The following is a 13,447-nucleotide window of genomic DNA, read 5'->3' on the forward strand; positions in this document are numbered from 1 at the left end:
ATCTCAGATTGGCCAGCAAAAACAGGGCACTTGCTGCACCTAAAGCTGTAACGTATTGCTCAAATCACCCATCGGTGCCTGCCCGCGTGCCGCCATTGCGGTGCCCGGGTTGACCCTCTGCCTGCCGAACGAGCGCAGCGGTGGGCGGGACGCAGCTTGTGATCACGCCCTGAATCTGTAGGAGCCGGCTTGCTGGCGAACCCGTTCCGTCAGCAAGCCGTCGGTTTTGATCCATCGCATTCGCCAGCAAGCCGGCTCCTGGAGATGTTGTGACGTGGCGCAAAGCCGTAACCCATGCGCCGAATGCCAAGGGAACCTGCCCGGTTCTCAAGCTTCTTATCTCTAGTTCAGAAGTGACGCGGCAGGTGCCGCGACAGAACATCAGAGAGCGTAGGCATGGGCGACATCCGTATCGGCATTTCAGGCTGGCGTTACACGCCATGGCGCGGGGACTTTTATCCCGATGGCCTGACGCAGAAAAACGAGTTGAAATTCGCCTCCAGGGCCGTGAACAGCATCGAGATCAATGGCTCGTTCTATTCACTGCAGTCGCCTGACCTTTACGCACGCTGGTATGCAGAGGCACCGAAAGGGTTCGTCTTCAGCGTCAAGGGCCCGCGCTACATCACCCATACCCGCCGGCTTAAAGAGATTGACGAGCCTCTCGCCAACTTTTTCGCGTCCGGGGTTTTCCAGCTCAAAGAAAAGCTGGGCCCGTTCCTCTGGCAGTTCCCGCCTAACTTCAAATTCGATGCCGAGCGCTTCGAACACTTTTTGAAAGTGCTGCCCCATGACGGTAAAGCGGCAAAAGCTTGCGCAAGCCGCTGCGCCGAGCGGCTGCAGCAGCCCGGTTATCTGGATATTCCTGCGCGCCTGAAGCTGCGCCACGCTGTCGAGATCCGTCATGAAAGCTTTTTGGTGCCGGAATTCGTCGCGTTGTTGCGCAAATACAAGGTCGCACTGGTGGTCGCCGACACCGCCGGCAAATGGCCGCATGTCGAAGACCTGGCCACAGACTTTATTTACATACGGCTGCATGGCGACAAAGAGCTTTACGCCAGCGGTTATTCGACCGAGGCGTTGAAGCACTGGGGCGACCGCATCGATGCCTGGCAGCAGGGCGGTCAGCCAAAGGATGCGCAGCTGATCGTCAAAAAAACGCCCCGCGCGCGCAAGTCTCGCGACGTTTATTGCTATTTCGATAACGACATCAAGGTCCGTGCGCCCTATGACGCGCGACGCCTGCTTGAGCGTTTCAATCTCACTGAAAACCTGGAAGTTGCGCCAGGCGATTTGCATGGAGCCACGTTGTGACCAGTGCCCTGATTCCCGAAGACCTTAACGGCCGACGACAAAGCGCGTCGGCCTCAGTCACGCTCAACGTGCTGACCATGAACATGCACATGGGCTTCGGATTCCTCAACAAACGTTTCATCCTCCCGGAATTGCGCGACGCGGTGCGATCGGTGTCCGCCGATATCGTGTTCCTGCAGGAGGTGCACGGCGAACATCAGGACCACGCCCAAAACGTGAAGAACTGGCCGACGACTTCACAGTACGAATTCCTTGCCGACAGCATGTGGAAAGATTTCGCCTACGGCCGCAATGCGGTTTACCCCCACGGCCACCATGGCAATGCGTTGCTGTCCAAGTACCCGATCATTCGCCACGACAATCTCGACATCTCCATCCTTGGCACCGAAGAGCGTGGGCTGCTGCACTGCGTACTGGACGTGCCGCAGGTCGGCGAACTGCATGCGATCTGTGTGCATCTGGGCCTCAAGGAGGTCCATCGCCAGCAGCAACTGAAATTGCTGGCCGATCTGGTGGGGCGTCTGCCTGTGGGCGCACCGGTGATCGTTGCAGGGGACTTCAACGACTGGCGTCAGAAGGCCGATGAGGTGTTGACCCCTGCCGGGCTGCGCGAGGTGTTCGTTGAAACATCCGGCAAACCGGCAAAAAGCTTCCCGGCGCGCTTTCCATTGCTGCGCCTGGACCGTATTTACGTGCGCAACCTGCACATCCGGTCGCCCAGGGTGATGTCCAATCGTCCCTGGTCGCACCTTTCCGATCATGCGCCTTTGGCGGTGGAGGTAACGCTATGAAGGCTGTAGGCGCCATGTGTGGCATCTGGCGAGACGGCAACTCGGTGGAGTTGCTGATTAACGGCGAGGATTTTTTCGCCCGGGTGTTCGACGCCATTCGTGCGGCACGCGAGGAAGTGCTGATCGAGACGTTCATCATTTTCGAGGACCGGGTGGGCGAGGGGCTGCAACAGGCAGTGATCGAGGCCGCGAGCCGTGGCGTGCGCGTGATCATCACCGTGGACGACTACGGCACCAGCGACCTGAGTACCGACTTCGTGAGCAAGATGATCGAAGCGGGCGTGCAGATTCAGCTGTTTGACCCGCGGCCCAAACTGATGGGCATGCGCACCAACCTGTTCCGGCGCCTGCACCGCAAAGTGGTGGTGATCGACGGCGAGCTGTCGTTCATGGGCGGCATCAATTACAGCGTCGACCACATGGCCGACACCGGGGTGACCGCCAAACAGGACTACGCCGTGCTGGTGCGTGGCCCCATCGTTGCCGACATCTACCGCTCGACACTTGGCATGCTGGGCCCGGCGGTGCGCAAGACCTTCACGCCGCTCAAGCCGGTGACGCGGCAGGCCGGCAGTGCGCGCATGTTGCTTGCCGAGCGTGACAACAGCCATCACACCACTGACATCGAAGAGCAGTACCTGATGGCGATGCGCAACGCGACGCAGCGCATCACCATTGCCAACGCTTACTTTTTCCCCAGCTACCGTTTTCTGCGTGAACTGCGCAATGCGGCGCGCCGTGGGGTGAAAGTCACGCTGATCCTGCAGGGCAAGCCGGACATGCCGTTCGTGCGCGTGTGTTCGCGCCTGACCTACACCTGGCTATTGCGCGAAGGCGTGATCATTCACGAATACAAGCAGCGCGCGCTGCACGGCAAGGTCGCGTTGATCGATCACGAGTGGTCAACCGTGGGCTCCAGCAATCTCGATCCGCTGAGCCTGGCGCTGAACCTGGAAGCCAACCTGTTCATCCGCGACCACGCTCTGAACCAGCGCCTGCACGAACACCTGCGCGATCTTGCCGTCGCCCACAGCAAACAGGTCAACCTCAAAGGGCTGGCGAAAGGGCAGTGGTGGCGTGCACCGATGATCTTCCTGAGCTTCCACTTTCTGCGCCACTTTCCGGCCATCGCCGGTTTGTTCCCGGTACACGGGCCACGGCTGAAACCGCTGCGCTCACCCGAAACGCTGCCGGAGGCGTCGGTGATCAAGAATGAGCTGTCGTCCGATCAGGAGAAGTCCCTATGAATGGCGTTTCGCACACGTCCACTCACGAGCAAAAGCCGGCCGAAACCGGCAAGCAAAAGCCCTGGCTGAAATGGGGCAAGCGTGCGTTCACGCTGTTCTTTTTTATCGCCGTGCCGGTGCTGTTGTTCACCTTGATGAAAAACCTCGACTGGAACGAGGTGATGCATGCGCTGGAGTCCTACAAGGCCACCACTCTGGCGCTGGGCTTTGTCATTGCGGCGGGCAGTTACCTGACCTACTGCGGTTTTGACGTCCTGGCGCGGCGCTACACCGAACACAAATTGTCGGTGAAGCAGATCGTTCCGGTGACTTTCGTCTGCTACGCCTTCAACCTGAACCTCAGCTCATGGGTCGGCGGCATCGCGTTGCGCTACCGGCTGTACTCGCGTCTGGGGCTGGACGTCCCGACTATCACCCGCATCCTCAGCCTGAGCCTGATCACCAACTGGCTGGGTTACATGTTGCTGGCCGGGTTTGTGTTCGCCGGTGATTTCGTTGACCTGCCGGAAGGCTGGAAGATCGGCGACACCACCCTGCAACTGATCGGCTTCGTCCTGCTGGCGGTGTGTTTCGCCTACTTCGCGGCCTGTCGTTTCTCCAAAAAACGCACCTGGACCGTCCGCAAGCAGCAATTGGTTCTGCCCTCGCTGAACCAGGCTTTGCGCCAGGCTCTGCTCGGCGCGCTGAACTGGGGACTGATGGCGCTGCTGATCTACGTGCTGCTGCCGGAAAAAGCGTTCTACCCCGCCGTGTTGGGCATTTTGTTGATCAGCAGCATCGCCGGCGTCATCGCCCACATCCCCGCCGGGCTTGGCGTACTGGAGACGGTGTTCATCACCCTGATGCAACACCAGTTCAGCAAAGGCCAACTGCTGGCCGCGTTGATCGGCTACCGGGTGATCTACTTCCTCATCCCGTTGATGCTCGCGCTGGTGGTGTACGTGGTGCTGGAAAAACGCGCCAAAGCGATGCGCAAGAGGAACGAAGGGCAACTGTAGCGCCGCACTGGCTATGTCTCTATTTGTGAGAGTCAGCTTGCTAGCGAATACGTTAGGCCAGGCAAATGGCGCGCCTGACCCAACGCGTTCGCCAGCAAGCCGGCTCCTACAGGGGAATTGCGTTTTGTCAGGCGACGTCGATGTATGAGCAAAATCGCCTTCGCGGGTAAGCGCTCCTACCCCTGCGGCAGAGGCGTCAATGCAGATCCATCGCGGAGCACCCCCGGTCTGTAGGAGCCGGCTTGCTGGCGAAACCGGTGGGTCAGACGCCAGAGCCGCGCCTGATCCACTTCAGGTAAGCCGCTGGAAAACATCCGCATCAACAATCCCAAAATTGCCAGCGTCTGAATTGACCTCTTCCCGGCTAAAGCCAATCCCACACAAGCACCGCGTGCATCCAGTAGGACCGGCTTCAGCCGGGAAGCTGTTGATCCGCTCCCGCTTCCGCTTCCGCTCTGCTTTTGCTCTTCATACACAAAAGGCCCAAACACCGCCAATCGCGACTTGGGTGCAGGCTGAACGCAGGTTTTGCGGAGTGGGCCGAGCCGCATGGATGCGGCGAGAGCGCCGCCAGGACATGGATGTCCGTTCGGCGCGGGCCCACGGAGCAAGACCGAAGTGAGGGAACCCGACGAAGGAGGGCCCAACCAGGAGCACAAGCCCTTGGTTACTTGGGGCTCTATCAAGTAACTCGCCGAAGGCGAAACGGTCTGCCCCCAGGCAGACGCTTCTGATCTTGATCCTGCTCCTGATCCGGAAGCAAACAATCAATCCCGCCCGGCAAACATCCTCACCGCATCCACCGCATCGTTGGTCCCCGAACTGATCTGCACAATCGCATTGCCCGCCTGATCCGCCAGATCAACACCTTTTACTGCCGTCGTGCGCGTGTTATCCATGCTCACGATTGCCTGCCGCGTCTCACTCTGGATCACCTGAATCATCTCGGAAATCTCCTGCGTCGAGCGGCTCGTGCGCCCGGCCAACTGCCGAACCTCATCGGCCACCACCGCAAATCCACGGCCCTGATCCCCGGCCCGGGCCGCCTCGATGGCCGCATTCAGCGCCAACAGATTGGTCTGGTCGGCAATACTGCGGATCGTATTGACGATGGCCGTGATCTGCTCTGATCGCTCGCCCAACTGACCGATGATTCGCGACGAATCGTCAATGTTTTGCGAAATCTGCCGCATCTCGCTGGCAGCCTGCTGGATGACCTGAGTGCCTTGCTCGGCGTATTTCTGCGTCTGCACCGAGATGTGATAGGCCTGCGCCGCGCTGTGGGAATCCTGCTCGTGCTTCTCGATACGCGCGGTCACGTCCGACGCAAACTTGACCACCTTCCACAGCTTGCCGCTGGCGTCGTACACCGGGTTATAGGAAGCCTCCAGCCACAGCGTCTGACCGTGCTTGCCGATGCGCTTGAACTGATCGCTGAAAAACTCGCCTTTGTTCAAATGACGCCAGAAATCCTGGTACTCGGCACTGTTTGCCAGTTCAGGCGGGCAGAGCGACCGGTGATTCTTGCCCAACAGCTCTTGTCGGCTATAGCCCAACAGACGCAACAGATTGTCGTTGGCCGCGATGATCGTGCCATCCAGGTTGAACTCGATCACCGCCATGGCGCGGTCGATGGCCTGGAGCTTGTTGCGCGTTTCACTTTCTTCCTGAAGCTTGGCGGTGACGTCCATAGCGTACTTGACCACCCGGATGACCTTGCCGTCGGCATCCCGCACCGGGTTGTAACTGGCCTCAAGCCACACCGTCGTGCCGTCGCCGGCCACCCGCTGAAAGGTCGACGTCACGAACTCGCCATTGCGCAACCGTGACCACAGCTGCGCGTACTCAGGGCTGCGCGCGTGCTCGGCGGTGCAGAACATGCGGTGCTCCTTACCGATGACCTGCTCGGGCCGGTAGCGCATGGTTTTGAAAAAGTTGTCGTTTGCCTTGAGCACCACGCCGTTGAGATCGAACTCGATACTGGCCATCGAGCGATTGATGGCCTCCAGCAGACTGGTCTGGTGGGCGACGGTGAGTTGCAGATCCTGGATGATTTTGTTTTTAGGCGAGTCGAAAAACATGATGGCGGCTCAGGGCAAGTGGAAAAGGGGGTCCCGATCCATGACCTTGCAAGCGCGCGAAGCGGCTCAGATGCGTGTTCCTTTTGCAGTGCAGCTGATAATCACGCAGGTGATGTTAAAAAGCTATACCCAAACTTGTACAGTTCGTCGGGTTTGTACAAGACAGTTTTATGTCAATCCTCGAACCCGGCCTGTTCGGACATTTCATCCACTTTCAGCTCCAGCCGGTAGGCCACCGCGATGAACAGCGCCTGACACAAACACAGGGTGGCGCTGAGCGAACGGAACGCGAACGAGCTGCCTTCGTTGACCAGCAACACGGCATTCGCCCGCTTGGCCAGTGGCGACAGGTTGCTGTCGGTAATGATCAACGTCTTGGCCTGATGATGCTGGGCGATACGCAAGCAGTGCTGGGTTTCCTTGCCGTAGGGCGTGAAGCTGATGGCAATCACCAGGTCATTGGCGCGCACACTGCGCATCTGCTCGCGGTAGCTGCCGCCAAGACCGGAAATCAAATGGATACGCTTGTTGGTGTGTTGCAGGTTGTAGACCAGATAATCGGCGACCGCGAACGAACGCCGTACGCCGACCACGTAGATGTTGTCAGCATTGACGACCAGATCCACAGCTTTCTCGAAGGCCTCATCGTCCAGTTCAAGGGCCAGTCGCTCAAGCCCTGACAGCGTGGCGTTCACGCATTCACGCGCCAGGTCGCCCGCGCTGGCCTTCTGCGATTTGTTGGCAATCATGCTGCGAATGCGCTGCTGGTAATTCTGCACCGGCGTGGTTTTATGCGTGTACGCCTCGCGGAACAGCGCCTGCATCTCACTGAACCCGCTAAAACCGAAACGCTGGGAAAACCGCACGATGGCCGACGGGTGCACTTCGCACTCGCGAGCAATGTCGCTGATGCGATCGACCATGATCCGGTCGCTCTGCTGGCTCATGTAACTGGCGATGCGCTTGAGCTGGCGCGGCAGGCTTTCGTATTCGGCCGTGATCAGTTTGAGCAGCGCGTCAGCCGACTCCGGGGCGGTGGTGACGGGCGGTGCAGCCTCGTCTCCCGAGTCGGGCGAGCCTGGCTGATCGAGGCTGGACATACGTGTGGATCCTTTGGCGTATTTGTTTTGGATGGCAGGCCGCCAGTTTTGCAGGCCGCGACGCGCAATGCAAAGTGGAAAATAAATTCCACATGAAAATAATTTAGAAAAATCCATTGCCCCTGGCGTTGCGTCGTTCTAGTCTGCACCCACCAACTCGCAGCAAGCACCGTGCTTGCGGCCAAGCCAATAACAATAAGATAAGAGGGGCCGGCATGGGCCAGACTCGTTTTGCCAGTGGACGTCAGCTGGACGTGATTTGCCTTGGGCGGCTGGGCGTTGATCTCTATGCCCAGCAGATCGGTGCGCGCCTGGAGGATGTCAGCAGTTTCGCCAAATACCTCGGCGGGTCCTCCGCCAATATTGCATTCGGCACCGCGCGGCTGGGCGTCAAGTCAGCCATGTTGACCCGCGTTGGCAATGACCACATGGGTCGCTTTCTGGTTGAGTCCCTGGCGCGCGAGGGGTGTGACGTCAGCGGCATCAAGGTCGATGATCAGCGTTTGACCGCCATGGTGCTGCTCGGCATCAAGGACCGTGAGACTTTTCCGCTGGTGTTCTACCGCGAGAACTGTGCCGACATGGCGCTGCAACCCGAGGACATCCAGGAAGCGCAGATCGCCTCAAGCAAGGCGCTGCTGATCACCGGCACGCATTTCTCCACCGATCAGGTGATGCGCGCCAGCACGCAGGCGCTGGACTATGCCGAAAAACACGGCGTCAAGTGCGTGCTCGACATCGACTACCGGCCGGTGCTCTGGGGCCTTGCCGGCAAGGCCGATGGAGAAACCCGTTTCGTCGCGGACGAGACGGTCAGCCAGCACGTGCAACGCATCCTGCCGCGGTTCGATCTGATCGTCGGCACCGAAGAAGAATTCCTGATCGCCGGCGGTTCGACCGATTTGCTCAGCGCCTTGCGCCGGGTTCGCGAGCTGAGCGCGGCAACCCTGGTGGTCAAGCTCGGCCCCCAAGGCTGCACGGTGATTCACGGCGCCATCCCGGCACGGCTGGAAGACGGCGCCATCTACCCCGGCGTGCGTGTGGAAGTGTTGAACGTGCTGGGCGCGGGCGACGCGTTCATGTCCGGCTTCCTGAAGGGCTGGCTCGACGACGCCAGCGACGAGCGTTGCTGCCAATTGGCCAACGCCTGCGGCGGTCTGGTGGTGTCGCGCCATGCGTGCGCGCCGGCCATGCCAACGATGGTCGAGCTGGAATACCTGTTCAACAGCCCGATGCCGATCACCCGGCCGGATCAAGACCCGATATTGCAGCGCCTGCATCGGGTCAGCGTGCCGCGCCGCGAGTGGCAGCCGTTGTTCATCTTCGCGTTTGATCATCGCGGGCAACTGGTCGAACTGGCCCAAAAAGCCGGGCGCGATCCGGCCTGCATCAGCCAGCTCAAGCAATTGTTCGTTCAGGCTGTCGCGCGGGTCGAGGCGGACCTGGAAAAACGCGGTATCGCTGCCGATGTCGGTCTGCTGGCCGATCAGCGCTTCGGGCAGGACGCGCTGAACGCCGCCACCGGTCGCGGCTGGTGGGTGGCCCGACCGGTAGAGGTGCAAGGGTCGCGTCCACTGGCGTTCGAGCACGGTCGCTCGATTGGCAGCACGCTGCAGGCCTGGCCGCAGGAACAGATCATCAAGTGCCTGGTGCAATACCACCCGGACGACGAACCCATGCTGCGTCTGGAGCAGGAGGCGCAATTGCTGGGGCTGTATCAGGCGGCACTTGCCAGTGGCCATGAACTGCTGCTGGAAGTCATTGCGCCCAAGGATCATCCCTCCACCCACCCTGACGTGATCTACCGTTCCCTCAAACGCTTTTATAACCTGGGCATTTACCCGGCCTGGTGGAAAATCGAATCACAGTCGGCAGAGGTCTGGGAACAACTCGACGCGCTCATTCAGGAACGCGACCCGTATTGCCGTGGGGTGGTCCTGCTGGGGCTGAATGCGCCTGCCGAAACCTTGGCCGCCGGCTTTCGCGATGCGGCGAAAAGCACGACCTGCAAGGGGTTTGCGGTGGGGCGTACGATATTCCACGAGCCAAGCCGCGCGTGGCTGGAAGGCGAAATCGATGACGCAGGGCTGATCGCTCGAGTGCAAAGCAACTTCGGATTCCTGATCGAATCCTGGCGCGACGCCCGGGCCTGACAACCGATCCTGACAACCGCTCCTGACAAGCCAGGCCTGACAACCAGGCGTGATCAACAGGCGCCGCGCCTTGTGGCGCCGGGCCTGATGCTCTGAACGTGAGAACAACAATAAAGGTGCAGCCATGCCCGCTTCTGCAATCCGAATTGGCATCAACCCTATTTCCTGGAGCAACGACGACCTGCCCGCACTGGGCGGTGAAACGCCGCTCAGCACTGCCCTCAGCGAGGGCAAGGCAATCGGCTACGAAGGCTTTGAGCTTAACGGCAAGTTTCCCAGGGACGCAGCTGGCGTCGCCGATGTGCTGCGTCCGTATGATCTGGCGCTGGTGTCGGGCTGGTATTCCGGCAGGCTCGCCAGTCGGTCTGCGGCCGAAGAAATCGACGCCATCGCCGGCCATGTCGAGTTGCTCAAGCACAATGGCGCGACGGTGCTGGTGTACGGCGAGGTCGCCGATTCGATCCAGGGCCAGCGCATTCGTCTGGTCGAGCGACCGCAATTTCACAACGACAGCGCCTGGCAGGGGTACGCCGACAAGCTGACCGAACTGGCGCGTTTCACCTTGTCCCGCGGTGTGCGTCTGGCCTATCACCATCATATGGGCGCCTACGTCGAGTCGCCGCAGGACATCCACACCCTGATGGCCCTGACCAGCCATGAAGTCGGCCTGCTGTTCGATTCAGGGCACTGCTACATGGGCGGCGGCGATCCGTTGCAGGTGCTGAGCGCGCACATTGACCGCGTTTGTCATGTGCATTTCAAGGACGTGCGCAAGCCTGTGGTGCAGTTGGCGCGCAACAATCTCTGGAGCTTCCCGGACTGCATCGTCAACGGCACCTTCACCGTGCCCGGCGACGGAGACATTGACTTCGCCGCGCTGCTCGACGTGCTGATGCAGGCGCGTTATCAGGGCTGGCTGGTGGTCGAGGCCGAACAGGACCCGGCCGTGGCGCCGAGCTATGCCTTCGCCAAAAAAGGCTTCGAAACGCTGCGCACGTTGCTGTCGGCTGCGCAGTTGCAGTACGCCACCGGGCATGACCTTCACCATGCCCGTCAGCAACCGCCTCAACCTGGGAGCGTGTGAACATGAATCTGTTGGTCAAGAGCAAGGCCGAAGGCCGCGACGTCGTGGCGCTGGCCGAGGGCGTCCTCACGTACGTGGGTTTTTCCGCGCACCGATTGAGCGTCGGCGAACGCCTGCCGGTGAGCTCGCAAGACAAGGAAATATGCCTGGTGCTGCTCAGCGGGCGCATCAGCGTCACGGGCGAGGCGCCGGGGCAAGGCCGTTTCGACTGGCAGAACCTGGGCGATCGGCAATCGGTGTTCGAAGACAAATCACCGTTTGCCGTGTACCTGCCGCCGGGCAGTCAGGCCGAGGTGACGGCCTTGAGTGCGGTGCAGATTGCCGTATGCGTCGCGCCGGGCGACCCGTCTGCGGATTTGCCCGCACGCGTGATCGCTCCCGATTCGATGAAGCGCAGCGTGCGCGGCAAGGCGGCCAACACCCGCTACGTCTGCGACATCCTGCCGGACTCGGAACCCGCGCACTCGCTGCTGGTGGTGGAAGTGCGGACCCCTTCGGGCCATTCTTCAAGCTATCCGCCGCACAAGCATGACGAGGATGATTTGCCTCACCAGAGCTTTCTCGAAGAAACCTATTACCACCAGGTCAACCCGCCGCAAGGCTATGTGTTCCAGCGCGTGTACACCGACGATCGCAGCATTGATCAGGCCATGACCGTGGAGAACAACGATCTGGTAACGGTGCCCAAGGGCTATCACCCGGTCACCGTGCCCTATGGTTACGAATCGTACTATCTGAACGTCATGGCCGGCCCGAAGCGCGCCTGGCAATTTCACAACGATCCGCAGCACAGTTGGCTGCTGGATCTGTAGGCTCTTTACAACCAGTGGCTGCGCGAGCGCCATGCGGGCAAGAATCAGGCTCGCCTGACACGCGCTCGCCGACATTTCGTAAAGACCCCAATCCATTAGAGGAGCCCGTCATGAGCAACGCCCCGATCATCGGCCATTACATCAACGGCCAGGTTCACGACAGCGCCGAGCGCTACAGCGATGTGTTTAATCCCGCGACCGGCGTGGTACAGGCCCGCGTGGCGCTGGCAGAGCAAAGGACCGTCGACGAGGCCGTTGCCGCCGCACAGGCCGCGTTTCCCGCATGGGCCGATCAATCCTCGCTGCGCCGCGCGCGGGTCATGTTCAAATTCAAGGAGCTGCTCGACCAGCACCATGACGAGTTGGCGGCCATTATTTGTCGGGAGCACGGCAAGGTGTTTTCCGACGCCAAGGGCGAAGTGGTGCGCGGCATCGAGATCGTCGAGTTCGCCTGTGGCGCGCCGAGCCTGCTGAAAAGCGACTACAGCGACAACATCGGTGGCGGCATCGATAACTGGAACCTGCGTCAGCCGCTGGGCGTGTGCGCTGGCGTCACGCCGTTCAACTTCCCGGTGATGGTGCCGCTGTGGATGATTCCGATGGCGCTGGTCACAGGCAACTGCTTCATCCTTAAACCGTCCGAACGCGACCCGTCGGCGAGCCTGCTGATGGCGCGCCTGCTCAAGCAGGCCGGGCTGCCGGACGGCGTATTCAGCGTGGTGCAGGGCGACAAGGTGGCGGTGGATGCGCTGTTGCAGCACAAGGGCATCGAGGCGATTTCCTTCGTCGGCTCCACACCCATCGCCGAATACATCCACCAGCAGGGCACCGCCCACGGCAAGCGTGTGCAGGCATTGGGCGGTGCAAAGAACCACATGATCGTCATGCCCGACGCCGATCTGGACCAGGCCGCCGACGCGTTGATCGGCGCAGCCTACGGTTCGGCGGGCGAGCGCTGCATGGCCATTTCCATCGCCGTGGTGGTGGGCGACGTGGGCCAGAAGCTCATCGACAAGCTGCTGCCGCGTATTGACGCGCTCAAAGTGGGCAACGGGATGAACGCCGACTCGGACATGGGCCCGCTGGTCACGGCGGTGCACAAGGCCAAGGTCGAGGGCTACATCGCCCAGGGCGTGGAGGAGGGCGCGAAGCTGATCGTCGACGGCCGCAACTTCAAGGTGCCCGGTGCGGACGGTGGGTTCTTTGTCGGCGCCACGTTGTTTGATGACGTAACGCCGCAGATGACTATCTATAAGGAGGAAATCTTCGGGCCGGTGCTGGGCATCGTCCACGTGCCTGATTTTGCCTCGGCCGTGGAGTTGATCAATGCCCACGAATTCGGTAACGGCGTGTCGTGCTTCACCAGCGATGGCGGCATCGCCCGGGCGTTTGCGCGCAACATCAAGGTGGGCATGGTGGGCATCAACGTGCCGATTCCGGTGCCGATGGCCTGGCATTCGTTCGGCGGCTGGAAACGCTCGCTGTTCGGCGATCATCACGCCTACGGCGAGGAAGGCTTGCGCTTCTACAGCCGTTATAAAAGCGTCATGCAGCGCTGGCCGGACAGCATCGCCAAAGGCGCCGAGTTCAGCATGCCGACGGCGAAGTAAATGCCGATATTTGACAGGGCCTGTACGGACACGCGGGTGAGTGATGATTTGTAGGAGCCGGCTTGCTGGCGAACAGGGTTGACCAGCGCCAAATGGGTTGACTGACCCAGCGCATTCGCCAGCAAGCCGGCTCCTGCAGACCGCACCACCTGATCCTCATACACGTGTTGGCGGCGACAGCGCAGTCAACACGGTCGGCATCAGCCGCCAGACCATCGCGCGTAGAGATTCATCACCTCCAATAACAACAAGGTGCA

The 13,447-nt window shown here is 60.7% G+C and carries 10 protein-coding genes and 1 pseudogene; 8 read left to right on the top strand and 3 right to left on the bottom strand.

Translation table 11 applies throughout. From position 1 onward, the window contains the following. Positions 1 to 396: 396 nt before the first annotated feature. Genes QRN48_RS01940 through QRN48_RS01955 form a run of 4 tightly spaced genes read left to right on the top strand, consistent with a single transcriptional unit; the run spans position 397 to position 4,350 of the window. Positions 397 to 1,314 carry a DUF72 domain-containing protein gene (locus QRN48_RS01940; RefSeq protein ID WP_285348605.1) on the top strand — a complete coding sequence of 306 codons (918 nt, stop codon included), beginning with the start codon at positions 397 to 399 and terminating at the stop codon, positions 1,312 to 1,314. Next, a complete protein-coding gene (locus QRN48_RS01945; RefSeq protein WP_420850631.1) occupies positions 1,311 to 2,105 on the top strand; it encodes an endonuclease/exonuclease/phosphatase family protein in 795 nt (264 codons plus the stop codon). The genes QRN48_RS01940 and QRN48_RS01945 overlap by 4 nt, the downstream gene beginning before the upstream one ends. Then, positions 2,102 to 3,352 (top strand): cardiolipin synthase ClsB, encoded by a 1,251-nt coding sequence (gene clsB, locus QRN48_RS01950; protein ID WP_285348607.1) that lies wholly within the window; start codon positions 2,102 to 2,104, stop codon positions 3,350 to 3,352. Before QRN48_RS01945 ends, clsB begins: the two co-directional genes overlap by 4 nt. Next, positions 3,349 to 4,350: a lysylphosphatidylglycerol synthase domain-containing protein gene (locus QRN48_RS01955; RefSeq protein WP_191945719.1), complete on the top strand. Its 1,002-nt coding sequence runs from the start codon at positions 3,349 to 3,351 to the stop codon at positions 4,348 to 4,350. Before clsB ends, QRN48_RS01955 begins: the two co-directional genes overlap by 4 nt. A 767-nt stretch (positions 4,351 to 5,117) precedes the next feature. Here the strand turns inward: QRN48_RS01955 and QRN48_RS25220 are convergent. The 3 genes and pseudogenes from QRN48_RS25220 to QRN48_RS01965 all read right to left on the bottom strand — a co-directional run bounded on the left by QRN48_RS25220 (position 5,118) and on the right by QRN48_RS01965 (position 7,531). Next, positions 5,118 to 5,669, bottom strand: a complete 552-nt coding sequence (locus QRN48_RS25220; protein ID WP_476240809.1) for a methyl-accepting chemotaxis protein — start codon at positions 5,667 to 5,669, stop codon at positions 5,118 to 5,120. Beyond that, positions 5,655 to 6,431, bottom strand: a pseudogene (locus QRN48_RS25225) (PAS domain-containing protein); the annotation flags it as partial. The gene QRN48_RS25220 and the pseudogene QRN48_RS25225, both read right to left, overlap by 15 nt. 173 nt (positions 6,432 to 6,604) lie before the next feature. Continuing rightward, the gene (locus QRN48_RS01965; RefSeq protein ID WP_191945718.1) at positions 6,605 to 7,531 is read right to left on the bottom strand and encodes a MurR/RpiR family transcriptional regulator; all 927 of its coding nucleotides are present in this window, start codon (positions 7,529 to 7,531) and stop codon (positions 6,605 to 6,607) included. Between the two features lie 215 nt (positions 7,532 to 7,746). Here QRN48_RS01965 and QRN48_RS01970 point away from each other — a divergent pair, with 215 nt between their 5' ends. From QRN48_RS01970 to QRN48_RS01985, 4 genes are all read left to right on the top strand, one after another. Then, positions 7,747 to 9,684 (top strand): bifunctional 5-dehydro-2-deoxygluconokinase/5-dehydro-2-deoxyphosphogluconate aldolase, encoded by a 1,938-nt coding sequence (locus QRN48_RS01970; protein ID WP_285348612.1) that lies wholly within the window; start codon positions 7,747 to 7,749, stop codon positions 9,682 to 9,684. A gap of 124 nt (positions 9,685 to 9,808) precedes the next feature. Continuing rightward, positions 9,809 to 10,768: a myo-inosose-2 dehydratase gene (gene iolE / locus QRN48_RS01975; RefSeq protein WP_285348613.1), complete on the top strand. Its 960-nt coding sequence runs from the start codon at positions 9,809 to 9,811 to the stop codon at positions 10,766 to 10,768. A 2-nt stretch (positions 10,769 to 10,770) separates the two neighbouring features. Continuing rightward, positions 10,771 to 11,580, top strand: a complete 810-nt coding sequence (gene iolB, locus QRN48_RS01980) for a 5-deoxy-glucuronate isomerase (RefSeq protein WP_037013491.1) — start codon at positions 10,771 to 10,773, stop codon at positions 11,578 to 11,580. A 110-nt stretch (positions 11,581 to 11,690) separates the two neighbouring features. Next, the gene (locus QRN48_RS01985; RefSeq protein WP_191945714.1) at positions 11,691 to 13,190 is read left to right on the top strand and encodes a CoA-acylating methylmalonate-semialdehyde dehydrogenase; all 1,500 of its coding nucleotides are present in this window, start codon (positions 11,691 to 11,693) and stop codon (positions 13,188 to 13,190) included. The last annotated feature ends 257 nt before the right edge of the window (positions 13,191 to 13,447 follow it).

It is taken from the genome of Pseudomonas sp. ME-P-057 (assembly GCF_030208975.1).
Lineage (GTDB): Bacteria > Pseudomonadota > Gammaproteobacteria > Pseudomonadales > Pseudomonadaceae > Aquipseudomonas > Aquipseudomonas lutea.